A 22,502-nucleotide genomic window follows, 5' to 3' on the forward strand; every position below is an offset into this window, starting at 1 on the left:
AACGCGATACGGATCTCACGAGCCGTGGCATCGATGTCCGCCTCGGACAAGCGGCCCTTGCCCCGAAGATTCTTGAAAGTCGCGGCAAGGCGGTCGGAGAGAGTATCGAACACGGCGCTCGTCGGTCCTCAAGTCGATGGGCTCCTGGCCCCTGGAGAAGTTCGGGGCCGCAGGCTGGATCCCCAAGGGTATCCGCCTGCTGGTCACACACTCCAGGCTCTCGTGGCCTCCGGACGTGCCCCGTGGCCGCCCGGCTCCCAGGCGGCAAGGAGCGCTGCCGCCGAGCGGACCAGTGGGCGGTCGCCGTGTCCCAGCCGTTCGGCGGTGCGTACGACGTCTGCCAGAACGTCCGGATCATGTGCCTGGACGCCGAGCGCCAGCAGCGGGTCGAGGTGCGCGGCCCACGCCTTGCGCACGGCCGCCGGGGCGGTTCCGGCCCTTTCGGCCGCCTTTCGCGCCCATTGGCGGATCTCCTCGGGGTCCGCCCGGGGAAGCGGGCCGCCGATGGACCGCGTGGGTCCGGTGCCCGGTGCGCCCGGCTTCCGTACGGCGGCGGCGAGCGCGGCCGCGAGCGTGGTGTGGTAGCAGGTCCCGAAGAGGTAGGCCGCGGCCTTGTCGCCCGTGAGCCCGGCCAGGACCTCGGGGCGGTGCAGAGGGCTGGGCACGGCGCCGTCCCCGCGCTGGGCGGCGGCCAGCGCGTTCCACCCGGCGTGCCTCAGCGGGCCGGAACCGTGGCCGTGACCGTCCCCCTGTCCGTCGCCCCGTCCGTCGCCCCGTCCGTCGTCCAGGGCCGAGTCGCACAGCAGCAGTTCGGCCAGGAGGTCCAGACCGCCCCGGGCGAGGTGGACGCCGAGCAGCACCCGTACCGTCTCGCGCACCTCGGCCGCCGCCCCGCTCCGGCCGGGCAGACGGCGGCGGTGGCCGAAGTCCGTCACGTAGAAGAGGACATGGGTGAGCGCGTAGGTCTCGCTCCCGGTCAGCTGGAGGACGTCGGGGCTCCGGGCGGCGATGCTCTCGCGGTAGAGAGCGCCGATTCCGGGGAGCGCGGTGGGGGCCGTGAAGCCGCCGCGGTCGATGAAGTAGCGCAGCTCGGTCCTTGAGAGGACCGGCTTGTACGGCCGGCAGTGGCCGCCCGCGTCCGCCGCGAGCAGTTCCTCGCAGGCCGCGCGCAGGCCGGGGTGCGGGCGGCCGAGCAGTTCCAGGAGCGCCGTCAGGTTGAGGTGGTAGGGGAAGAACGCGTCGCCCCGGTGCAGTCCGCGCGCGAAGTCCGCGTCGCCGACGGCTTCTTCGGCGAGGGTGAGTGCGCGGCTCGGCACCGGCGCGTCCCGGGGCAGGAGGGACGACCGGTCCAGCACCCGGACCAGTCCGAGGAGTTCGAGGAGCGGGCCGGGCCGGAAGGGGCGGCGGGGCAGGAATTCCTCCCACCGCCTCGGCGCGAACCATTCCAGGTGGGCTTCGATCCAGCGCAGCGCACCGGCCAGCACCCGGCGGGCCGCGTCCTCCTCGTCCAGTCGCGTACGACCGGTCCTCAGGTGCGCCGGGAGCGAGGGCCAGTCGGCGCTCACCGGCCGCTCCGCACCCGCAGCAGTGCCAGGGCCACCACGAGGATCCCGGCGAGCGCACCGAGGTCCGCCCACCGCGGCAGCAGGCCACCGCCGCCCAGCAGGGTCTGGCGGGCCAGGTCGACCGCGTACGTCATGGGGTTGATGTGCATGATCCAGGCGAGCCAGTCCGGTACGTCGGCCGGGCTGAAGACCGACCCGGACAGGAACAGCATCGGGAACATGGCCAGTTGGACGGTGGCCTGGAGTGTCTGTACACGGGTGATGACGGTGGCCAGGCAGAGGCCGATGACGCTGAACACGGTGGCGGCGAGCGCGTAGCAGCCGGCCGCGGCGGCGAACCGCCCCACGGTCAGCTCCACGCCCATCAGCGGTGAGAAGGCGAGCATCACCGCGCTCTGCACGGTCACGGTCCCCGCACCGGCGACGACCTTTCCCAGGGGGAGGCAGATCCGGGGCACGGGGGCGACGAGGAGTTCGCGCAGCACGCCGTATTCGCGGTCCCAGGCGTACGTCTGGCCCGAGGCGACACCGATCGACACGACCTGGATGGCGATGATCCCCGGGAAGACGTAGGCGCTGAACGGTACCGACCCGACCGAGCCGACCATCCCGTCGAAGCCGACCGCGTAGACGAGGACGAAGAAGAGGATCTGCACGGCCTGGCTGAGGAGCACGCCCGGACGCCTGCTCTGCCGCAGCAGATCGCGGTGGGCGATGACGCCGATGGCGCGCAGCGCCACCCGCAGCCGGCCGTCGTCCGCGGCGGCGGGCGGTGCGACGGCGGTCGTCACGGTCATGGTGTGACCGCCCCCTCCCGCTCCTGTCGCGGCCCGCTCCGACCCGCCGCCGCCTCGGCCTCCGCCTCCGCGTCGGCGTCGGCGTCGGCGTCGGCGTCGGCGTCGGCGTCGGCGTCGGCGTCGGCGTCGGCGTCCAAGTAGACGTCGTTCATGGAGGGGTGGTGTACGGAGACGGTCAGCGCCGGGACGTCCAGGGCCCGCACCACCTCCGCGATCCGGGCCTCGGGGTCGGCGCAGTGCACCACGACGCCGCCCGGTTCGACCAGCGGCTCGAATCCGGCGGCCCGCAACTGCCGCGCGGCGGCCTCGTCGTCGGCGCAGCTCACCACGCAACGGGACGATTCCAGGCTGCTCTTGAGCTGGTCGCCGCTGCCCTGCCGGACGATCCGGCCCTGTTGCAGGATGACGATCTCGTCGGCGTACTCCGCCTCGTCCATGTAGTGGGTCGCGTACAGGACGGTGACGCCCAGGTCGTCGCGGAGGCGCAGCAGGTCGGCCCATACAGTGGCACGCGCCCTCGGGTCGAGACCGTTGGTGGGCTCGTCCAGGATGATCAGCCCAGGGCGGTGCAGCAGGGCACGGGCGATCTCCACGCGTCTGGCCAGTCCGCCGGACAACTCCTCGACCGGCTGGCGGCGGCGGTCCGCGAGGTCGAACAGCTCCAGCATCAGGCCGATCCGGGCACGGGCGTCCGCCCGTTTCATGCCGAACAGCCGGGCGTGGAACCACAGGTTGCGTTCGACGGAGAGTTCCTTGTCCAGGGTGCGTTCCTGGAAGACGAGTCCGAGGCGGCGGCGTGCGGCCGTCGGAGCCTCGCGGACGTCGTGGCCGAAGATCCGGACGGTTCCCGCGTCGGGCCGGGCCGCGGTCGACAACACGCCCAACAGGCTCGACTTCCCCGCCCCGTTGGGCCCGAGGAGGGCGGTGACCCGGCCCGGCGGCGAGCTGATCGACACTCCCTCCACGGCGGTCACCCTGCCGTGGCGCACGAGGAGGTCGGCCACCTCGAAGGCCGGTGTCCCGGACAGGTCGCTCCCCTTCGCCGGCCGGGCGCTCACGCCAGCCCCAGGGTGCGGTCCCACGGAAGGGGGCCGTCCCCCACGGGCAGCAGCGCGAGGGCGACACCCGCGGCGCCCTCCAGCATGCCCGCGGTGTTCACGGCGCGGTGCGGCACGGGTGAGCGGGCGGCGGCCGGGAAGCGCATGAGGTGGCGGAACCCGAACGGCGCGCTCTCGTCCGCGTACGCCAGTACCCGGCCGGTCAGACGCCGGCGTCCGGCGTGCAGCTCGGGGTCGCCGGTCTCCTCGGCCGCCCTGGCCACGACGCGCAGCAGGCCCGCGTAGCCGTGGCAGACGGTGGCTCCCTCGATCGCCCACAACGACTCGTCGCGCCGCAGCGCGGCCCGCAGCGCGTCGACGGCGGCGGTGCACCACTCCGGCCGGTCCATGGCGCGCCCGGCGCGCAGGAGTGCGGCGGCGACCCCCGGGGTGCCGTAGCACCAGGCGGTGCGGGTGAACAGCTGCCGCGGGCGGTGCGGGGCCAGTTCCTGGTCCCAGCCGGCGCGGGCGGGCCAGTAGGGCCCCGCCCCGTCGTGCAGCGTCCAGCTCAGCAGCCAGTCCGCGATGCGGTGGATGGCGTCGGGCATGTCCGGCGTCCCGTGTCCGGCCTCGTACGCCGAGCAGAGCACGGCGAGCGGTCCGGCGATGCCGTGGGCCATGCCGAGGTTGAAGTCTCCGCGCGGATAGGTCTCGCGGTCCCGGGCGCCGACCTGGAGCGCGGCAGGCACCCACCAGCCGGGGACCTGGTGGCCACCGGCCCGGACGGGTGCGGTGATACCGACGAGGTGCCGGAGGGACGCGGCGAGGGCCGACTCGACGACGGGTCCGGACTCGGCCGGGTCGGCCACCGCGTCCAGCAGCAGGCGGGTCGTCCCGGAAACCCCGTTGACCAGGTCGTACGCGGCCCAGTCGACGCCCTCGCCACCGTCTTGGACGCGGTCGCGGAAGACGCGCAGCCGCTCGGTCTGCTCCTCGGCGGCCCAGGTCGCCAGCCCTCGCCGCAGGGACCGGTAGTGCCCTTCCGGTCCGGCGCAGGTCTGGGCTGCGGCGAGCAGCGCGGCCGGTCCCGAGAACAGGCCCCGGCTCGGCGCCGTTCCCATGACGCGCCCGGCTGCCGCGAGGTGGCGGTGGGCGGTCTGCCGCCAGGAGTCGTCGGTGCGGGCCAGTTCGCCGTAGAGGAGGGCGGTGCCCGGCAGGCCGTTGGCGAGCGTCAGCGGGCCCCACATGACGGCGTCGTACACGGGGTCGCGGTTGTCGTCGCGCGAGGCGACGGCGGCGACGTGCTCCGGATCGGCGAGCCGCTCGGCGACGAGCTGGACGGCCCTGTCCGGGGCGAGGGTGGCGGTGCTGGCGTTCACAGCTGGTACCTCCGGCGGTTGGCGTGGTCCTGCACGGCACCGCGTGCGATGCCGAGCACGGTCAGCTCGCGGTCACCGGAGCCGCCGAAGAGGCGGTTGCACACCATGTGGAGCAGGCTGCCGACGACCCGGCCCTCAGCCGTCGCCCCGGACTCCCGTACGGAAGCGGCGAGTCGGCGCACCGCCCGGTCGCGCGGGCGCAGTGCGTCGAGGACGCGGGCACCGGCCGGGTCCTCCGCGAGGACGGGCCAGCCGCCGTAGGGGTCGACGAGGCGGCGCCAGCGGGCGGACCGGGCGCGGAAGGCTGTGGGCAGGTCGCGGCGGGCGCCCGTCATGGACAGCCAGACCGCGGCGCCGTCGTCGCCGTAGCCCTCGGTGATGCGCGGGGTGCCGGGCACCGGCGACCCGAAGGCGTGGGCCAGTGCGGCGCAGGAGATCACGGCGAGGTCGTCGACGTCGTAGCCGCTCGTGGGGTCCTTGGCGGTGCGCAGCAACGCGACGGCGGCCTCGCTGTCGTACCGGAAGACGTCCTCGGCCGGCCGTCGGGCGGCGGGGCCGCCGTAGCGCTCGGTCTCCGGGTCGTACTGGTCGAGGGTGTGGCCGCGCAGCAGCCCCGCTCGCTGCCACTGCTGGAGCAGCGCACCGGCCGCCGGAGCGACCGTGCCCCACAGTGCGGCGGGGCGGTCTCCGCGCAGCCGCAGCCGCAGGTGGTGGCCGCTGTCGTCGGTGTACCGGACGAAGAACCAGCCGTCGGCGCCGTTCCGTGCGGCCAGGTCGACCAGTTCGGGGACGTGGTCGCGCAACAGGTCGTCCTGGGTGCGGGCGGAGCCGTGCAGTTTGAGGTAGAGCCACTCGCCGCCGAGGCCGTGGACGGTGCGCGGGGCACGTGCGGTGCTCGGGGTTCCGGTGGTGCCTGCGACGCCCGCCGGGCCGGCGGTGCTCGTGGGGCGGCGGTGTCCCGCGTACGGCCTGCGGCGGGGCCGGCCGGTCTCCCGGCGGACCATCGGGACGACCAGTTCGAAGGTGTGCCCGGCGAGCGGGCTGTCCAGCCAGTCCTCGTACTCGCCGGGGATTTCCTGGGCGATCAGGTCGGGATGGCGCAGCAACTGGTCGAGCAGCAGCTCGCGGTGCCAGGCGTGGTCGAGGTCGAGCAGCAGCCGCTGGTCGGCGGTGACGGCGAGGATCCGGCGGGGTACGTCCCACGCGGCCCGCCAGTGGGCGACCGCGCGCTCCCAGTCGGCGCCGCGTGCCTCGTCGCTCCTTGTGCGCAGCTCCCGGGCGCGCGCGTGGATCCCGTCCGGCCGCCAGACCGCACAGGCCAGTACGAACCGTCCGTAGCGCACCCGGGGGACGAAGGGCGCGTCGGCGAGCGGGCCCCAGTTCCACGGCTCCCAGAGCCGCTGCCCTTCCAGTCCGATCTCCCACAGCAGCCGGACGGCGTTGGGGGCCTGGGCGGGGGCACTGACCATATTGCCGAGTACGGGCACGATTTCGCGGCCCGTGGGCATGTGCACGGCGGTCAGCCGGTCCAGTGTGGCGCCGATGCCGATGTCGCCCAGGCGCAGTTCGTCGGTGCCGGGGGCGTCGGGAAGACCGACACCGATGCGGCGGCCGGTGGCCGGGGCGGTGTGGGAGAGGTTGGCGGCCCGGCCCGAGCGCGGCCGGAAGGCGAGATCGACGGGGACCGCGTCCTGGATGTGCACCGGGTTGTCCCGGTGCAGCGCGGCGAACTCCTCGCGCCAGGCCGGATGCTGGTCGGCGAACCGGGCGAAGGTGGACCCGGCCCGGTGCGATCCGGGCGAGGGCGAAAGGAAGACGCGGAACTCCCCCTCGTCCAGGGCCTCCACCGAGGGGGCGACGACCTGCACCGTCACCTCGCAGGAGTTGGGCGCGTCCGCGGGGTCGGCCGTGTCGTGGCACAGCTCGTCGAGGTCCGCGTCGCCGAGGACGACTTCACGCCGTCCGGCGCGCTGCGCCGCGGCGACGAGCCGGGCCATGGCGCGGTCCCGGCGGGTGGTGCGGGGGGCGTCGGACGGGGCGGGCGGTGCCTCGCTGTTGGGCCAGCCGTAACCGGCCGGGGCGCCCAGTCCGGTCGACGCGTCGAGCAGTTCCAGGACCGGCACCAGGCGGTCGGCCCCGTACGCGTCGAGGAAGCGGCGGTGGTGGTCGCGCAGGGCGAGGAGCCCGAGCTTGGGGCGGGAGAGCCGCCACATCAGGGCGGTGGCCGTCTCGATCTCGTCGCGCACCGCGTACGGCAGGTGCACCGCGGCGTCGAGGCGGGTGTCGACGTGCAGGGGCGTGTCGTCGGGCTCCACCGAGCGCGCGGTGCTCAGCAGTCTGCTCAGCTGCTCGTGGCCGTCGCCGACGGGCCGCGCGTCGTACGCCCGTCTCTGCTGCTCCACGGCGAGCAGGGCGTCGCGCACCCGGCGGGTGTCCTCGGACGGTTCGGTGACCCCGGCGAGCAGGCCGAGGACGTGGTGCAGCGGGTCGCCGCCGTCCAGGGGCGGTCGCAGTCCGGTGACGAGGATCTCCTGTCGCACCAGTTCGGCCAGCAGGCCGCGGACCCGCTCGGGGGATGCGCCGGGGAATGCCTCGGTGGTGCGCCGGAGCAGTTCCTCGTACGGCAGTGGGGCCTCCGCCACGGCCACGGCCCGCTCGACGACCGGGGTCCTGCGCACGGAGACCGTGGAGCGGCCCTCGCCGGCCTCGCCAGGTGGCACGCCCTGGGTGGAGGGGGCGGTGAGGACCAGCCGGTCACCGCGTGGGACCAGGGCCTGGTGGGCCTGGACGGTGAGCGTGGACAGGACGGCCGGGTCGCGTTCGAGCCGGTGGCCGATCCTGGTGAGCCACTGCATGTCGGCATGGGTGCGGGTGCGGTGCGCCGTGCCCCGCTCCGCCTTGGCCGTGGAGTCGAACTGCCCGCGGGCGACACCGGCGAACAGGCCGAAGGGGGTGGGCCGGGTCCGCATCCTGATGTCGTAGCGGAGCACGGCGAGCGCGGCGCGGCGCAGCTGCCCTGCCTTGACGCCGGCGGCACCCTGCTCGGCGACGCGCCGGACCAGGGCGCCGAGGCTCGGTGAGGCGAGGTCGAGGGCCTCGCCCAGAACGCCGTCCATGGGGACCGAAGCGAGCAGCTCGGCGCAGGCGGCGAGGGACCGGGGGTCTTCCGCGGCCGGTACGCGCAGACCGGTTCCTCCTCGTGCCCGTTCTCCTGCGGACAGCACGGAACCGGCCGGACGTTCCGGCGGTGCCAGCGGTGCCCGGTAGAGGAAGACGTCCTTCGCCTCGAACGGTGTCGCCTGCGGCGGTTGCCCCGGCGATTCCCTCACGGGTGTCCTCCTTCTCGTCCTTGTTCCGGCAGGTCCGGGAACGGTCCGTGGAGCCGGGTCGGCGTCCGCCCGGCCCCACGGTCACGCGCCGTCAACAGCAGTGGCTGCAGCCGGAGCCGCCGCCCTCGCTGGTGCAGCCGGGGGTGCAGTAGGAGACGCTCGTGATGGCCGGGCCGGCGACGGAACGCTCCACGCCGATCTCCAGGTCGAGGTCGAAGAGGTCCGTTTCGTTCTGCGACTGCGAGATGGTCTTGACTCCCATGCTGACTCCTTCAGGGATCGAACGGGTGGTCACGGATCGTGATTTCTGCATCACGATCCACGGCCGTTCGCGGCCGTTCAATAGGTTCCGTCGCCCTTGGCAGTCCTGGCAGCCCTGGCAGCCCTCGCGGGTCCGGCGGCCCGGCAGTCCCGCGGTACCGGCCGCCCCATACCACGAGGCCGCGTGGCACGGCGGCCGCGTGCCACTCCCCCGGCTGAAAAATGGACCGTCGCGCCGACGAACGGTGAACCGGTCACCGCATTCTTGATACGTACGTGGTGTGTGCTCGGACGAAGCTCTGCTATCCGCCGTCGCCCACGGCGACCAGACCGCCCTACGGACCCTCTACGACAGGCATGCCGGCGCGATGCTCCGTCTCATCCGCAGACTCACCTCGGACCAGGGCGTGTCCGAGGAGATCCTGCAGGAGACCTGGCTGGCCGTCTGGCGCTCGGCCGCGGGGTTCCGGGGAGAGTCCTCCGTGCGGGGCTGGCTGATGGGTGTGGCCAGACGGCAGGCACACAACCAGCTCCGCAGGTCACGACCTCAGCTGGCGGACCTGTCGGAGGCGCGGAACGTGGCGGACGCGGCGCCGAGCGTCGAGGACCAGGTCGTGGTGGAGTCCGAGCACTCCGCCCTGCGGGCAGCCGTGCGCGCCCTTCCCGAGCATCTGCGCGAGGTCCTTGCGCTGGTGCTGTTCGAAGAGATGGCCTACCCGGAGGTGGCCACCGCGCTCGCCATCCCGGTGGGCACCGTCAAGAGCCGGATGTCCCACGCACGGAGGCGGCTGGGCAGCATGCTCGCCGCCACGCGGCTGGAAGGATCGGGACAGCTATGAGTGATCACCTCGCGGACGACGTCCTGGCATCTCTGGCACGCGCCGGGGACGTCGCACCACAGCACCGCCGACACCTGGGCGATTGCCCCGACTGCCGCAAAAGATTGGCAGTTTGGCAGGACATCGCGTGTGCGGTGCGCGCCGAGGCGGCGGAAGACACCGTGTCCGTGCCGTCCTTCGACGCCCTGATGACGGGGGCGTTGCCGGCCACTGCCGGTCCCGTCGGCGCGGGCGGGCGCCCCTCCGTCGTCGCGGTCCCCGCCGCCGCACCCGCCGCTGTGTCCGGACGGGTCGCGGGGCCTGCCGTGCCATCCGGACGGGTCGGGGGCACCGGGCCCGCCGCCGGTCTCGCCCGGCCCTGGCGGACTGCTTGGCAACTGGCCCTGCGGCAGCTCGTACTGATGCCCAGGATGTGGGCGCCGCTGAGCGCGGTCTGCCTGGTCGTCGCGGCTCTTGTGGCGTCGACGCAGTTGCAGGAGCGGCCCGGCATAAGGCTGTTCGGCGCGGTGGTCGTGCTGCTGATGCTGTTCGGGGCGCTGATCGTCGCCTCGCCGCGCCGGGATCCCAGACGTGAGCTGCTGTTCACCCTGCCGGTGCCGCCCGCGGCGGTGTTCCTGGCCCGGCTGGCGGTGGTGCTCTGCGTCGACCTGACGCTCGCCACGGTCTGCTCGGCGCTGGTGCGGGGGCCCGGTTGGTGGGCGGTGGTGGGGAGTTGGCTCGGCGAGTCGCTGCTGGCCGCGTCGCTCGCGCTCGCGCTGTCCGTCCGCTTCTCTCCGCCGGTGGGCGCGGCGGCGGGGGGCGCGTTGTGGTTCCTGGGAGTGGTGGGCGGACCGCACGGGCTGTTCAGCACACCGGTCGACGCCTTGTTGGACGCGCTGCTGTCGACGACGCCGTGGACGATCGCGTCGGCCGCCGTTCTGCTGGGATGGGCCGCGCGGGCCATGCGGTCGTTCGGTGAGCCCTCGTCGTCGTAGCGGGGGCGTACGGGCGGCTCGTCCCCCGTGCGGGGGATTGCCGGGTCCAGGTGTGAACCGCCATGGGCCGGACCGCTACGTACGGGGTGTATCGGGAGACAGGGGAACAACGGGAGGAACAGCGCCATGACCGTTGCACCATGGTGGGTCCACGAAGCGCGCCGCTGCGGAAAGCAGGCGTTCGTGCTTCCGCTTCTGGCCGCGATCCTGGCCTTCGCGGCGGTGGCCGCGGGGCCCGGCGCGGGAGTGGTCCTGGACCGCGCGCTGCTGAGCTGCGCGCTTCCCACGGCCACGGCTCTCGCCTGTGCCGCGGCGGTGGCACGGGAGCCGATGGTGGAGCTCCATCTGTCGCTGCCCACCCCGTATCCGCGCACCGTCGCCCGCCGGTTGGTCTGGCCGGTCTCCGCCGCCGCGGTCTCCGCCGCCGCCCTGGTGGGGCTGGTGGCGGCCACGGGCCGACACCCCGGACCGGTGGCGACCCTGCTGGAACTGGCCGGTCTGACGGCGCTTCTCAGCGGTGCCGCAGTGTGGGCGACGGTACGGACCGGTGCGGCCGCGCCCGCGACCGGACTGATCGTCGCCGCCGTGCTGGCCAAACTGCTGCTGATCGACCGGGTGGTGCCCGAAGGGGCGGGGCAGGCGGTCCCCGCCCTGCTGTCCGGTGCCTGGCTGATGGCGCTGGCCCTGCGTGCGCTGGGCCCGTGCGGACGCTCCCGGGCCCCGCTCGGCCGCGGCGCCGACGCGCACTTCGGCCCCCGGGAGGCGTGATGACGGCCCTTCTGTGGACCCTGCGCTACGAAGCCCTGATGGCGGCTCGCCGAAAAGCCGTATGGGGTGCGGTGCTGCCTCTGGCCCTGCTCAGCCTGCTGCTGGTGGCCACCTCGCCCGTCATCACCGGTCACAGCGATCCGGCCGCCAGGGCCGGTGCGGCCGCGGTCGTCGTCAACACCTTCTGCACCCTCGGTGTGGGCATCGCCCTCGCCGACCGGCTGCGACGCGGCCTCGAAGCGCACGGCATGGCCGAATTGCTGACCGCGACACCCACCGGTCCGCTGCCGCGGACCGCCGGGATACTGGGCGGCCCGCTGCTGACCGCTCTGGCGCCGGTCGCCGGCCTCTTCCTGCTGTACGCCGCGGTGTTCTCGGTGGCCGGCGGCTCCTTCGCCCCGTTCGGCTCGGCGGTGGTCTCGCTGGTGACGGTCGTCGTCCCGGCGGCGCTGCTGGTCACCGCTTTCGCCGGGCTGCTGGGCGTTCTGCTTCCGGTGGCCGCGGCCCGCGCCGTCACGGTCGTGGTGTGGCTGTGGGCCTGTCATTTCCCACCGGCCTTCTCACCACTGCCCACGCCGACCGGCACCGTCCTCTCTCCGCTCGGCGGCTATCCGTTGGTCGCCTGGGCTCACGCCCCCGAGGTGTGGGCCGCCCGGCAGGGCACCGGGGCACTGCGCCCCGCCGTCGACGACGCGACGGCGCTGCTGAATGTCGGCCTCGTCCTCGCGATGGCTGCCGCCTGCTACGTGCTCGGCCATCTCGCCGCCCGCATCAGACGACACGGAGCATCATGAACATCACCACAGAGCGACTGTCGAAGGTCCACCCCGGCGGTCTCCGCGCGCTGGACGCCGTCGATCTCCACATCGAGAGCGGCACCGTCGGGCTGCTGGGCGCCAACGGGGCAGGCAAGACGACCCTGTTGCGCATTCTGACCGGAGTGCTGCGGCCCACCTCCGGGCGGGTCCTCGTCGCCGGGCACGATCTGTCGACCAGCGCCGGGCTCGCCGCCGTCAAGCGCACCCTGGGCTATCTGCCGCAGGAGCTGTCCCTCTACCCCGACCTGACCGCACGCGAGTTCCTCGACTACATCGGCGTGCTCAAGGGCATCCACGACCGACGTGAACGCCGTCGTCAGGTCGACGACCGGATCGCCGAGGTGGGACTGGGCGAGCGGGCGGGCGAGCGGCTGGCCGGGTTCTCCGGTGGGATGAAGCGCCGGGTCGGCATCGCGCAGGCGCTGATGGGCGCCCCGTCGGTGCTCATCGTGGACGAGCCGACCACCGGCCTCGACCCGCACGAACGGATGCGGTTTCGCGCGTTGCTCGCCGGTCTCGGCCACGGCCGCACCGTGCTGCTGTCCACCCACATCCTCGACGACGTCGCCCAGACCTGCCCCGAAGTGGCAGTGCTCGCCTCCGGCCGTCTGGTCTTCCACGACTCCACCACGGCCCTGGTCAGCCAGGCCGCGGGCTGCACCTATGTGTGCCGGTCCGACGGCCCCGCCAGCGGCCCCCCGCCCGGCGGCGAAGTGGTGAGCGCCGTGACCACCTCTGCGGGAACGGAGTACCGCATCGTCACCACGAATCCGCCCGCCGGAGCCCGCCCGGTCGAACCGTCGCTGGAAGACGGTTACGCCGCGCTGCTCGGCGCCGACGGCCGGACCCACCCCACCAGCATTCCGACAGTGAGGTAGCCGACATATGATCGCGAACACCCGGTACGCCGCCGCCTCGGCCCTGATGGGTCTGGCACTGCTGACACTGGCCGCCTGCGGAGGCAGCGGCCGCAGCGAACCGGCCACCACGGACCCCGTACCCCTTCCGAGCCCGACGGCCACCAAGCAGCAGATCAGCGAGAAGAACCTCGGCTACACCTGGCCGCTCACGGTCGATCACGGAACCGCCGAGTGCCGCGGGGGCGACCAGGCAGTCATCACCGTCCCCGACGGCACGACCTACGCCCTCAACGACCGTGCGCGGGACGCCGGTTACGACAACATCGCGCCAGTGCGCATGTCCGGCGACGGCGGTGAAAAGGTGAGCCTCGGCTCGCTGATCAGCAGGACCTTGAAGCTCTGCAAGGCCGGCCGGTGACCGGACACGGGCGGGCACGGGCCTGCCGTGAGCGTGATCCAACACCTTGTGTCGCCCAGTGACCGCGGGACGACCACCACCGGGATCAACGCTACGGGGAACAGCGCCTTGCACCAACGCGAGCAGCAGCACGCAACGACCGCCACCGGGCTCCACGTCCTGGTCCACTCGGGACTCAAGCCGTACTTCGACTCACCGCAGGCGCTGCTCGGCGCGCTCCGCTCCGGCCTGGACCGGGTCGACTTCGTCGACGCCGAGGAGCTGACCGCGCCCTGCGGTGCGCTCGACCTGCCGGTTCTGATGCCGGTCACCAGCGAGTTCCAGGCGGAGGAGCTGCGCGCCGTGCGGGTGCGGCATCCGTTGTCCTTGCTCGTCGCGGTCACCAACGATGTCTCGGGATACCGGACGTACTACGCCATCCGTTCGGGCGCGAATTTCGTGCTCAACCTCGCCATACCCAGCGAGAGCCAACGCGATCTGCTGTACGCGCAGCTCCGGGCTCATCTCATGGCCGGCCCTGCCGACAGCATGGCGACCGCCGGTCCGCAGGGCTTGCCCGCGGACCAGGGCGGCCGTCAGCGATGCCGGTACCACGGCGGGGAGACGCCGGCCGGTGCGGACGGCGACCGCGAGAGCGACATACCCGGAGAGCACCTGCGGGCCGCTCTGCCCTCTCATGACGCGGAGCTGATGCGGCTGCTCTGCACATCCATCACGGTCTCCGAGATCGCGCGACGCTATTACTACTGTTCGGAGCGGTCCATGTACCGCCGCATACGGAGGCTCTACGACGATCTGGGGGTCGGGGGCCGCGCCGAGTTGATTTCGCTGGCCACCGTGCCCGACCCCCGTCGGCCGTTGACGGCACGCGCCTGCTGACACCGGTCCCCCACTCCGCGCGCGCGGGGGCTCTCGCGCGGGTTCCGCGTACCCACCCGCCCTTGGACGCCCCTTGCCCTCCGCCGGCCTCGGCCCCCGGGGCCGAGACCAGCACCGGGGCCGAGACCGGCCCGGGTTCCGGCGCCGGCCCAGGTGCCGGTACCGGCCCAGGTTCCAGTTCCGGTTCCAGTTCCGGTGCCGGTGCCGGTCAGCGGATGCCTGCGTCGGCGGATTCCAGGAGCCGGAAGAAGCCGGCCTCCACGTCTCCGTCGACGGCGAGCCCTGCCAGCGGGCCTTCGTACTGGGTGCGGCCGGCCGCCAGTACATGCACCCGGTCGCAGACCTGAGCGACCTCTGCCAGCTGATGGCTGGCGATCAGCACCGCCACCCCTTCTTCGGCCAGTGAGCGGATGATCCCGCGCATCTCGCGGATGCCGACGGGGTCGAGGCCGTTGGTGGGCTCGTCGAGGACGATCAGCCGCGGCCTGGCCAGCAGGGCGACGGCGATCCCCAGCCGCCAACGCATGCCGAGGGAGTACGCGCCGACCTTCCGGTCTCGCGCGTCGGTCATCTTGACCAGGCTCAGCGCAGGTTCGATCCACGCCTTCGGTACGCCGCGCAGCCTGGCGTGCACCTTCAGGGTCTCGTCGGCCGTCAGCGTCGGCCACAGTCCGGGGACCTCGATCAGGGCACCCACATCGGCCAAAGCGTCCCGTCCGACCGGCCTGCCGAAGATCTCGATACTGCCCGACGTGGGCCGCTGCAGGCCGAGGAGGGCCTTCATCAGGGTTGTCTTGCCGGCGCCGTTCGGGCCGAGCAGTCCGTAGACCTCTCCGGCCCCCACCGTGAGATCCACCCCGTCCAGGGCGCGGTGGGAACCGTAGTGCTTGTGCAGTCGACGGATCGTGAGCGCCGGTACCACGGGGGTCTCCGGGGCGCCCGTTGTCGCAGTCATGATCAGATCTCCTTACGACGCATGTGCATGCTGCCGACGACGAGCAAGGCCGCGGTCAGCGCGGCGGCGAGGCCCACGGCGAGCGGGATGGCCGACATGTCGGTCACCGGGCTGCCTTTCGGCAGCGGCACCCCGTTGGGGCCGATCCCGGCCAGCGGCAGGACCACCCGCATCGGCCAGGCGAACGGAACGGCGTACCAGAAGACCTTGTCCGAGACGAGCGCCCCGCACAGCAGACCCGCGACACCCACTCCGATGCTGGGGCCCATGCCCCACACCACGGCGACCAGCACCGCCAGCGCCGTCATGGACAACCCGACCAACCAGGGCAGATAGACCGCCGCGGCCACCGTCCCCATGGCTTCGGGGAAACGTCCGCTGATCACCGCGCCGAGGGAGAGCATCACCAGCAGCACGGTCGAGGAGACGAAGCCCAGGACGCCCAGGGCGGCCACCTTGCCGATGAAGTAGCGCCCACGCGGCACGCCGTACGACAGCAGCAGCCGCCAGGCGTCCTGGTCGGCGCGGACCGAGAGCGCCGCCGCCAGGCCCGCGGTCATCGGTACCAGGACCCCCCAGAACTCCAGGGTCACATTGCGGAACACCTCAAAGCTCTGGCCCGCCTTCGCCTCGGAGGAGCCGAGGGCGCCGAGGAAGAGAGGGACGGTGATGATGACGGGGGCGAGAAGGTGGTACCAGGGAATGAAGCCACGCTTGTTGCGGGCGAGTTCGGTACCCACCACCGTCGCCAGCGAGGGGTTGTCGCGATGCCCCACGAGGGGCGGGGCGACCATGTCGTGCGCCATGTGTGCTCCTGCCTGGCCACTGTTGTCGGTTGTCGGACGGTCGGTTGCACCAGGTACGTAGCGGTGGCCGACGCCGCGGTTCACGGCCGGGAACGCGAAGACCCGATCGGCAGCCGTCCGACACCTGGCGGACAACTGACAGCCGACTGCCAATCGCTCCACCGAAGGGGGCGTCCCGAGGTGCCCGGATGGGAGTGTCGTCACGCCACCACCGGGCCGTCCCGCGCCCTGAGGAGTCCGTCGGGGCCCGGCGCGGCCACACCACCGCCAGGGAGGAACATTCATGAAGTCACTCCGCCGCACGCTCGCCATCGGGGTCATGGCCCTCACATTCGGGGGCCTCGTCGCCCCCGTCGCATCCGCAGCCGTCGGCCCGGCGCCCGCAGCGGTCACGCGCGAGATCTCCGTCATGAAGACATGGCACGCCACGGTGCAGTGCCAGATCGTCCGTATCAGTGACAACAACGCCGTCAGGTACGAGAGGGCCGACGGCACGGGCAACACCGAGCAGGCGGCCATCAACGACGCCGCGCGCAACATCCCCGTCCCGCCGGGCCACTACAAGCGCCATTGCGACGCCAAGCGCACCTGGTAACCTCAGGAAGGGGGCGATTCATTTCGCCCCCTTTTGCGCATTTCCACCCTTTCTCCTTCTCCCCTTTCTCCCCGCCGATCCGGGACGTGAGCGATGCCTGAGAATCCGAGTGTCTGGGAAGTACGGCTCGGTATTTACGCCACTGAGCAGCAGGCCGAAGAGGTCAAGGAGCACATCGCCAGGCTGCTGTGTCCGGACCCCGACCACGCCCCGCCGTGCCCGATTCCCTGGTCGGCATCCCTACGCCACGTGTCGGGGTCGGAGGAAGCCGACTCGTACGCGGAGCTGATCGAACAGGCCGAGGCGGAGAAGCACCTCCGCCCATAGCCGCCCGGGAAGCAGCGGGTGGCCGCGGGCCCGGAGGCTGCGAAGCGATCGGCCGGACGCCGGCCGACCGCGTCCACCGGGCCATGGCCGCAAGGGCCGAGTCGATCATCGACTCGGCACCGGCGCGGACCGTCTCCTCGGACATGCCGAGGTCAAGGCGGCGAACGAACTGCCCTAAAAGGCCAGGAGTTGGGGCTCCCCATCGACGAGGCGGCGCTCTCCGAGCTCCGCGCCCCGGTCGAGTTCCCGTACCTGCCGCACATGAAGACCGAACCGCCCCGGCGCCCTGCGGCTTTCTGCGCAAACTGCACCATTGCGCGGGGCGGTGCGGACAGCCCGCGCGGCGGGTTCAGGCAACCCTCCGACCGACGACCTTTGGATTCCCTGATGGCCGACGTGACACGCATCGACATCGACGGCCCCGAAGTCGACATGGATGCGGGACAGCGCCTGCTGTATCGGGGAGAACTCTTCACCGGCGAGGTCGAGGAGCGTCTGGGGGGCGCTCTGGTCTCCCTGGATTCCTACGTGGCCGGTGTGCAGCACGGCCCCAGCCGCGAGTGGTACAAGGACGGCACGCTCCGGTCCGAGGCGACGGCCTGCGAGGGGCGCCCGGCAGGGGTGTCCAGGGAATGGCACGTGAACGGCACACTCGCCGCCGAAGTGGTGTTCGCCGAGGACGGTCCGACCGTGCTGTCGGATCGCCGATGGGACGAAGAAGGCCGGCCGACGAAGAACTGCCGCACGAGCGAGGAATGACTTCCCCGAAGGCATCGAACGGGCGCCGTCCGAGGGTGGACCTCATCTGAGCAGCGAACCGTCGCGGACCGTTCTTGAGTGACCGGCTCGCGCCCGATGGTGCGGCAGGTCGTGCGGGGTACGCCGAGCGCATCGGCACCGCTTCCGTCGAGCGCGTGCACCATGGGGCAGTCGGCCGGGCCACGCTGCGGGCACAGAACGAGGTCGAGCTGCCCGACCTGCCGGATCCGTACAAGCCACTGCTGCGACCGGGAGCGCGCGGGACGCACCGTCGAGGAGGTACGGGGCATGCTCGCGCTCCGTGAGGAGCTGTTCCGCGAGCACGGCATCGACTCCGTCGAGCAGTTGCGCGCCCCGCACGCGGCGGGCCGGCTGCCGCAGTTGGCACCGCGCCGGATCGGCGTGAAGTCGACGGGCTCCGCCGCCGTCGGGGCGGTCGGCGGCGGCGGCCGACGGCGGTCGATGACGTTCGACCGTGATGATCATCCCAAGAGGTCGTCAACTGCTCAGAGCCGTTCACTCCTTCCTGACAATGACGCAAATTCGGTCACGTATGGCTTCCCTCCCTCGCCCACAGGGGGTTGACTGGAGGTCACCCATGGTGATGCCGCCCTCCTGGGCGGAGGGCGTTTGCCACCGCGGACCCGCGAGCCCGGCCCCGATGCCCCGACGCCCGGCAGAGGAGAGTGAGCAGGGATGACCGCCCCACCTCGTACGGTGACCCTCCGGCCGGCGCCGGGCGGGAACGTGCGGCGCGTCTCCCTGTGCGCAATGGCGCCGACGCGTGAATGCGTTCCGGTCCCCGCTCGTATCGTTCATCCGCATCGTCTCGACGAGGGGCACCAATGAGCCAGATTTCGCTGCCGGCGTTTCACATGCCGTTCCAGAGCGCCGGCTGCAATCCCGGCATCGAGGAGACCGGGAAGGCCGCATGGGAATGGGCCGAGTCCAACGGTCTCGCGCTCGCTCCGACGGCGCGCAAGAAGATGATCCGGACAAGACCGGAACTCTGGATCTCCCTCATCTTTCCCACTGCTTCGCAGCAGCATCTCGATCTCTTCTGCCAATGGCTCTTCTGGGCCTTCCTCGTCGACGACGAGTTCGACGACGGACCCGCCGGACGCGATCCCCGCATGTGCGAGGCGGCGATCGACCGGCTGGTGACCGTGCTCGACGGCGGACCGCCGCGCGGCGCCATGGAACGCGCCCTCGCCGGGCTGCGGACGCAGACGTACCGGGACCGCTCGGCGCGCTGGATCCGGCAGTTCCGGCGGGACACGGTCGCCTGGTTGTGGACCTACTACGCCGAGGCCGTGGAACGGGCTGCCGGGCAGGTGCCGACGAGGGCCGAATTCGTGAGGCACCGCAGGGATTCGGTGGCCATGCAGCCCTTTCTCGACCTTCATGAGATCACTGCCGAGATCGACCTTCCTGAATCGGCCCGCAGCCTCCCCGCGTATATCGCTCTGCGCAATGCCGTCACCGATCACTCAGGGCTCTGCAACGACATCTGCTCCTTCGAGAAGGAGGCTCTGCTCGGTTACGAGCACAATGCGGTACGGCTCATTCAGCGCGAGCTCGGATTGACCCTCCAGGAGGCCGTCGATGAGGCCGGGGCGCAGCTCGCGGAGATAGTGGAACGGGTGCAACGTGCCGAGAAGGAACTGATCGAGGAAATAGAGGCGGCCGGGATCCACGACCGTACCCGGGCCGCGCTGGAGCAGTGCGTGCGGGACTACCGCGGGCTGGTCCGGGGCGACTTCGACTACCACGCCCGCGCGGAGCGCTACACCCGGCCCGACCTGGTGGAGGTCGATCAACGGGTCTCGCTGTCACGGCACTTCGCCGCCTGACCGGCCGACGGGGCCCCTCCCGCACCGCCCCGGCCCGGCGCCGCCCCCGGCCGTCCGGGCTCTCCGCTGTCCGGCGGGTCCGACCGGCCCGAGTAGGCGTCCGTGAGCGCCGGTTCGCCCTCGGCTCCTCTCAGTGGCAGTGCTCTCAGGGCCAGCGCCCAGCCCAGCCGGGCCTCGCCCGACTCCGCGGAGCGGCCGGTGAGTTCGGCGATCCGGCCGATCCGGTTGAGGACCGTGTTGCGGTGGCAGTAGAGCTGCTCGGCGGCGCGCGCCGCCGAGCAGCCGTTGTCGAGCCAGACCCGCAACGTGCCGAGCAGTGCCTCGCGTTCGGCCGCCGTGTCCAGGACGGCGCCGAGTTGCGTGGTGACGATGCGCTCGGCGATCTCGGGCCGGCCGACGAGGAGGGCCTCCGCCAGCCGGTCGTCGAACCCCGCCGCCTCGCCGCTTCCGGCGGGCAGCGTACGCAGGGCCTGTTCGGCCAGCCTCAGGGCCCGCCCCGCCTGGGCGAGCCGGTCGAACTCCGGTGACACGCCGGCGGTGGCGCCGGTGCGGTGGCGCAGCAGGTCGAGCAGCATGCCGGACTCCCCCGCGGCCAGCCGCACGATTCCCGCGTAACGGCCCGACCGCGGCCGCCAGAAGGACCAGATGCCGTGGTCGTCGAGGACCGGCGCCGGGTTGGGTGGGGCGGCCGGGTCCTGGGCGGCTACGACGATGACGTACCGGTCGTGGACCGGCACGCCGAGCGCGGCGGCGGCCGCCGCGGCGACCGCCGGGTCGTCCCCGCGCCCGTCGAGCAGGGCCTCGAAGAGGGCGACCCGGCGGGTGTCCTGGCGGCCCTGCATCTCCAGCTGGGTCAGCCGGTAGGACTCGGCCATCACGAGCGAGTAGCGGTCGATGGTCTCCCATACGGCGCCCGCCATGTCGAGTTCGGTGTCCCGGTCGCCCGCGACGGCGCGCACCGCGTCCTGCCCCCGCCGCCCGGCTCCTCCGGCCCCCGGAGCACCCCCGCCCCGAACGCCCCGGCCACCCCGGCCGTCCCGGCCGGAGGCACCGGCCCCGCTGCCTCCACCGGCCCTGTCGGCGCCGTCGGCCCCGTCGTCCCGGCCGCCCCGTGCGGCCCGCAGGTGTTCCGCCATCACCTGCCACATCACCCGGCCGCCGCGCCGGTAGGCCTGGAGCACGGTGTCCAGCGGTACGTTCTGCTCCGCGCGCCGCCGACCCGTCTCGCGCGCCGCGTGCTCGAAGTCGCCCCCGCTGGGGGGCAGTCCGCCGAAGTCCTCCAGCGCCCGCAGCAGGTTGTCGCGGCAGATCTCCCACAGATCGTCCCGGGTGACCGGCCTGCCGGACGCGTACGTGCCGCTGTGCGCGTGGATGTCGTCGACGACCCGCCGGGTCAGTTCGTCGATCGCGGGCAGCAGGGCGAGGGCCAGGACGCGGCGCAGTTCGCCGTCCTCGCCGCTGCCGTGGTCGTCGCCGCGAGGGAACCGGGCCCCGGGATTGTCCGCCATGCCGGAAGGTTAGCGCCGCCTGCCCTTTAGGCGAATGCCTTGCCTCGTATCCGCCCGAGGGGCTGCTGCCCAGGTGGGGTGTGCGCATGGTGGGCATCTGCACATTGTGCGGAGGCGGCCGACGGCTGATTCTGAGCAGCAGTAGCCCTGTAAACGCCGTGTTTCCCGGAGCGTGTCATGTTTCTCAGCGTCGCCACTGTCCTCGATGAGTCGGCCCGCAGGTATCCCGACCGCGTCGCCGTGGTCGATGGGGACACCCGGCTCACCTACTGGGAGCTGTGGGCGCGGGCGCTGCGCTGCGCGGGCGCGCTGCGGGCCTCCGGTGTGCGTCCGGGCGACCGGGTGGCGGTGCTGCTGCCGAATTCGGCGGACTTCCTGTACGCGTACTACGGGGCGCTCGCCGCCGGGGCCGCGGTCGTACCGGTGCACGGGCTGCTGGTGGCCGATGAGGTGGCGTACGTACTGCGGCACAGTGGCTCCGTCGCACTGATCAGCGGTGGTCCGCTGTGGCCGGTGGCCGAGGAGGGGGCGCGTGCCGCGGGGGTACGGGCCGTGCACGGCGTACCGACGGACGGGGACCCGTTGCCCGCGCCGGAGCCCGCGGCGCCGGACGACATCGCGGTGGTGCTCTACACCAGTGGCACGACCGGGCGGCCGAAGGGTGCGCTGCTCACCCACTTCAACATCGTGATGAACGCGTCCGTGACCGCCCACGACCTGCTGGGGCTGACCGGCGACGACGTGATCCTGGGCTGTCTGCCGCTGTTCCACAGCTACGGGCAGACCTGCGCGATGAACGCGACGCTGCGGGCGGGGGCGACGCTCGTGCTCATGCGGCGCTTCAGCGGCGCGGGCGCGCTGGAGCTGCTGGCCGCCGAGGGCGTGAGCGTCTTCATGGGCGTGCCCACGATGTATCACGCACTCGTCGAGGCGGTGGTGCAGGACGCCACGGCGCGGGACGACACCACGCGCCGTCTCACGCTGCGCGCGGCCGTCTCGGGCGGTGCCGCGCTCCCCGTCGCCGTGCTCGAACGCTTCGAGGAGACCTTCGCCACGCAGGTCCTGGAGGGATACGGGCTGACCGAGACCTCCCCCGTCGCCACCTTCAACCAGCCGGCGCTCGGCCGTCGCCCCGGGACGGTCGGCCACCCGGTCTGGGGCGTGGAGATCGGTGTCGCGGACGCGGCGGTCGAGGACGCCGTGGTGCTGCTGCCGGAGGGGGAGGTCGGCGAGGTCGTGGTGCGCGGGCACAACGTCTTCGCGGGTTATCTCGACGATCCGGCGGCGACGGCAGCCGCGGTCGTCGACGGCTGGTTCCGCACCGGGGATCTCGGGGTGCGGGACGAGGACGGCTTCCTGAGCATCGTCGACCGGAAGAAGGACCTGGTCATCCGGGGCGGCTTCAACATCTATCCGCGCGAGGTCGAAGAGGTGCTGGTACGCCATCCGGCGATCTCCGAGGTCGCGGTGATCGGGGTGCCGGACGAGGCGCGCGGAGAGGAGATCTGCGCGGTGGTCGTGCTGCGCGCGGAGGCCGGCGCGGTGACGGAGGAGGACGTGATCGCCTGGTCCCGGGACCGGCTCGGGCGGCACAAGTACCCGCGGATCGTGCGGTTCACCGAGACGCTGCCGCTCGGCCCGACCGGCAAGGTCCTCAAACGCGCGCTGACGGCAACGTCCTCCTCCTGAACGCCCGCCTCCCCCTTCGCCGTTCCTCCCCGAACCCCACCGCCGCCTCCCCCTCCGCCGGGCCACCCGCCGACGCCCCGACCGAC

General features: G+C 72.5%; 22 protein-coding genes and 1 pseudogene. 13 read left to right on the forward strand and 10 right to left on the reverse strand.

The genetic code is table 11. From position 1 onward, the window contains the following. From ACFVT1_RS36945 to ACFVT1_RS36975, 7 genes are all read right to left on the reverse strand, one after another. On the reverse strand, window positions 1–113 hold a 113-nt coding region (locus ACFVT1_RS36945; protein ID WP_389800886.1), incomplete at its 3' end, for a signal recognition particle receptor subunit alpha. Between the two features lie 90 nt (window positions 114–203). Continuing rightward, complete coding sequence (locus ACFVT1_RS36950) at window positions 204–1,565, reverse strand: DUF6895 family protein (RefSeq protein WP_389804088.1); 1,362 nt, start codon at window positions 1,563–1,565, stop codon at window positions 204–206. Then, window positions 1,562–2,362 (reverse strand): ABC transporter permease, encoded by an 801-nt coding sequence (locus ACFVT1_RS36955; RefSeq protein ID WP_389804091.1) that lies wholly within the window; start codon window positions 2,360–2,362, stop codon window positions 1,562–1,564. The genes ACFVT1_RS36950 and ACFVT1_RS36955 overlap by 4 nt, the downstream gene beginning before the upstream one ends. Beyond that, window positions 2,359–3,420, reverse strand: a complete 1,062-nt coding sequence (locus ACFVT1_RS36960; RefSeq protein WP_389804094.1) for an ABC transporter ATP-binding protein — start codon at window positions 3,418–3,420, stop codon at window positions 2,359–2,361. Before ACFVT1_RS36960 ends, ACFVT1_RS36955 begins: the two co-directional genes overlap by 4 nt. After that, entirely contained in the window at window positions 3,417–4,778 is a 1,362-nt protein-coding gene (locus ACFVT1_RS36965; protein ID WP_389804097.1) for a lanthionine synthetase C family protein, read from the reverse strand. The genes ACFVT1_RS36960 and ACFVT1_RS36965 overlap by 4 nt, the downstream gene beginning before the upstream one ends. Next, entirely contained in the window at window positions 4,775–8,107 is a 3,333-nt protein-coding gene (locus tag ACFVT1_RS36970; RefSeq protein WP_389804100.1) for a lantibiotic dehydratase, read from the reverse strand. Before ACFVT1_RS36970 ends, ACFVT1_RS36965 begins: the two co-directional genes overlap by 4 nt. 91 nt (window positions 8,108–8,198) lie before the next feature. Then, complete coding sequence (locus tag ACFVT1_RS36975) at window positions 8,199–8,369, reverse strand: gallidermin/nisin family lantibiotic (RefSeq protein WP_362204984.1); 171 nt, start codon at window positions 8,367–8,369, stop codon at window positions 8,199–8,201. Between the two features lie 280 nt (window positions 8,370–8,649). Between ACFVT1_RS36975 and ACFVT1_RS36980 the strand changes: the two genes are divergently transcribed. From ACFVT1_RS36980 to ACFVT1_RS37010, 7 genes are all read left to right on the forward strand, one after another. Beyond that, the gene (locus tag ACFVT1_RS36980) at window positions 8,650–9,207 is read left to right on the forward strand and encodes an RNA polymerase sigma factor (protein ID WP_389804102.1); all 558 of its coding nucleotides are present in this window, start codon (window positions 8,650–8,652) and stop codon (window positions 9,205–9,207) included. A 104-nt stretch (window positions 9,208–9,311) separates the two neighbouring features. Further along, window positions 9,312–10,181: a hypothetical protein gene (locus ACFVT1_RS36985; RefSeq protein ID WP_389804105.1), complete on the forward strand. Its 870-nt coding sequence runs from the start codon at window positions 9,312–9,314 to the stop codon at window positions 10,179–10,181. Between the two features lie 126 nt (window positions 10,182–10,307). Continuing rightward, the gene (locus tag ACFVT1_RS36990) at window positions 10,308–10,949 is read left to right on the forward strand and encodes a hypothetical protein (protein ID WP_389804107.1); all 642 of its coding nucleotides are present in this window, start codon (window positions 10,308–10,310) and stop codon (window positions 10,947–10,949) included. Then, window positions 10,949–11,743 (forward strand): hypothetical protein, encoded by a 795-nt coding sequence (locus tag ACFVT1_RS36995; RefSeq protein WP_389804110.1) that lies wholly within the window; start codon window positions 10,949–10,951, stop codon window positions 11,741–11,743. Before ACFVT1_RS36990 ends, ACFVT1_RS36995 begins: the two co-directional genes overlap by 1 nt. Then, window positions 11,740–12,645, forward strand: coding sequence for an ABC transporter ATP-binding protein (locus tag ACFVT1_RS37000; RefSeq protein WP_389804112.1), 906 nt, complete (start codon window positions 11,740–11,742; stop codon window positions 12,643–12,645). Before ACFVT1_RS36995 ends, ACFVT1_RS37000 begins: the two co-directional genes overlap by 4 nt. 7 nt (window positions 12,646–12,652) lie before the next feature. After that, entirely contained in the window at window positions 12,653–13,045 is a 393-nt protein-coding gene (locus ACFVT1_RS37005) for a DUF2511 domain-containing protein (RefSeq protein WP_389804115.1), read from the forward strand. A gap of 108 nt (window positions 13,046–13,153) precedes the next feature. Continuing rightward, complete coding sequence (locus ACFVT1_RS37010; protein ID WP_389804118.1) at window positions 13,154–13,924, forward strand: DNA-binding response regulator; 771 nt, start codon at window positions 13,154–13,156, stop codon at window positions 13,922–13,924. A gap of 208 nt (window positions 13,925–14,132) precedes the next feature. Here the strand turns inward: ACFVT1_RS37010 and ACFVT1_RS37015 are convergent, their stop codons facing one another. Further along, on the reverse strand, window positions 14,133–14,879 hold the full coding sequence (locus ACFVT1_RS37015; RefSeq protein ID WP_389804121.1) for an ABC transporter ATP-binding protein: 747 nt from the start codon (window positions 14,877–14,879) through the stop codon (window positions 14,133–14,135). Window positions 14,880–14,881: 2 nt separating this feature from the next. Beyond that, a complete protein-coding gene (locus tag ACFVT1_RS37020; protein ID WP_362204957.1) occupies window positions 14,882–15,685 on the reverse strand; it encodes an ABC transporter permease in 804 nt (267 codons plus the stop codon). A 283-nt stretch (window positions 15,686–15,968) separates the two neighbouring features. Between ACFVT1_RS37020 and ACFVT1_RS37025 the strand changes: the two genes are divergently transcribed. From ACFVT1_RS37025 to ACFVT1_RS37045, 5 genes and pseudogenes are all read left to right on the forward strand, one after another. Then, window positions 15,969–16,280, forward strand: coding sequence for a hypothetical protein (locus tag ACFVT1_RS37025; protein WP_389804124.1), 312 nt, complete (start codon window positions 15,969–15,971; stop codon window positions 16,278–16,280). Window positions 16,281–16,373: 93 nt separating this feature from the next. After that, window positions 16,374–16,607, forward strand: coding sequence for a hypothetical protein (locus tag ACFVT1_RS37030; RefSeq protein ID WP_389804127.1), 234 nt, complete (start codon window positions 16,374–16,376; stop codon window positions 16,605–16,607). Window positions 16,608–16,868: 261 nt separating this feature from the next. Further along, a complete protein-coding gene (locus tag ACFVT1_RS37035; protein WP_389804130.1) occupies window positions 16,869–17,366 on the forward strand; it encodes a toxin-antitoxin system YwqK family antitoxin in 498 nt (165 codons plus the stop codon). Between the two features lie 246 nt (window positions 17,367–17,612). After that, window positions 17,613–17,795 (forward strand): annotated as a pseudogene (locus tag ACFVT1_RS37040) (hypothetical protein); the annotation flags it as partial. Window positions 17,796–18,241: 446 nt separating this feature from the next. Beyond that, window positions 18,242–19,219, forward strand: coding sequence for a terpene synthase family protein (locus tag ACFVT1_RS37045; protein ID WP_389804208.1), 978 nt, complete (start codon window positions 18,242–18,244; stop codon window positions 19,217–19,219). Here the strand turns inward: ACFVT1_RS37045 and ACFVT1_RS37050 are convergent. Further along, window positions 19,183–20,727 (reverse strand): PucR family transcriptional regulator, encoded by a 1,545-nt coding sequence (locus tag ACFVT1_RS37050; protein ID WP_389804133.1) that lies wholly within the window; start codon window positions 20,725–20,727, stop codon window positions 19,183–19,185. The two genes, ACFVT1_RS37045 and ACFVT1_RS37050, sit on opposite strands and share 37 nt — an antisense overlap. Window positions 20,728–20,904: 177 nt before the next feature. Here ACFVT1_RS37050 and ACFVT1_RS37055 point away from each other — a divergent pair, with 177 nt between their 5' ends. Beyond that, complete coding sequence (locus tag ACFVT1_RS37055) at window positions 20,905–22,416, forward strand: long-chain fatty acid--CoA ligase (protein WP_389804136.1); 1,512 nt, start codon at window positions 20,905–20,907, stop codon at window positions 22,414–22,416. Window positions 22,417–22,502 lie beyond the last annotated feature (86 nt).

Origin of the sequence: Streptomyces sp. NPDC057963 (assembly GCF_042887155.1) — a bacterium.
Taxonomy (GTDB): Bacteria; Actinomycetota; Actinomycetes; order Streptomycetales; family Streptomycetaceae; genus Streptomyces.

Bases quoted from the DNA above. Each gene is read 5' to 3' on its own strand.
- ACFVT1_RS37050 (WP_389804133.1), bottom strand. From the start codon at position 20,727: ATGGCGGACAATCCCGGGGCCCGGTTCCCTCGCGGCGACGACCACGGC.
- ACFVT1_RS37045 (WP_389804208.1), top strand. From the start codon at position 18,242: ATGCCGTTCCAGAGCGCCGGCTGCAATCCCGGCATCGAGGAGACCGGG.
- ACFVT1_RS37015 (WP_389804121.1), bottom strand. From the start codon at position 14,879: ATGACTGCGACAACGGGCGCCCCGGAGACCCCCGTGGTACCGGCGCTC.
- ACFVT1_RS37030 (WP_389804127.1), top strand. From the start codon at position 16,374: ATGCCTGAGAATCCGAGTGTCTGGGAAGTACGGCTCGGTATTTACGCC.
- ACFVT1_RS37055 (WP_389804136.1), top strand. From the start codon at position 20,905: ATGTTTCTCAGCGTCGCCACTGTCCTCGATGAGTCGGCCCGCAGGTAT.
- ACFVT1_RS36975 (WP_362204984.1), bottom strand. From the start codon at position 8,369: ATGGGAGTCAAGACCATCTCGCAGTCGCAGAACGAAACGGACCTCTTC.
- ACFVT1_RS37025 (WP_389804124.1), top strand. From the start codon at position 15,969: ATGAAGTCACTCCGCCGCACGCTCGCCATCGGGGTCATGGCCCTCACA.
- ACFVT1_RS37005 (WP_389804115.1), top strand. From the start codon at position 12,653: ATGATCGCGAACACCCGGTACGCCGCCGCCTCGGCCCTGATGGGTCTG.
- ACFVT1_RS37000 (WP_389804112.1), top strand. From the start codon at position 11,740: ATGAACATCACCACAGAGCGACTGTCGAAGGTCCACCCCGGCGGTCTC.
- ACFVT1_RS36995 (WP_389804110.1), top strand. From the start codon at position 10,949: ATGACGGCCCTTCTGTGGACCCTGCGCTACGAAGCCCTGATGGCGGCT.
- ACFVT1_RS36990 (WP_389804107.1), top strand. From the start codon at position 10,308: ATGACCGTTGCACCATGGTGGGTCCACGAAGCGCGCCGCTGCGGAAAG.
- ACFVT1_RS37020 (WP_362204957.1), bottom strand. From the start codon at position 15,685: ATGGCGCACGACATGGTCGCCCCGCCCCTCGTGGGGCATCGCGACAAC.
- ACFVT1_RS37035 (WP_389804130.1), top strand. From the start codon at position 16,869: ATGAAGACCGAACCGCCCCGGCGCCCTGCGGCTTTCTGCGCAAACTGC.
- ACFVT1_RS36955 (WP_389804091.1), bottom strand. From the start codon at position 2,362: ATGACCGTGACGACCGCCGTCGCACCGCCCGCCGCCGCGGACGACGGC.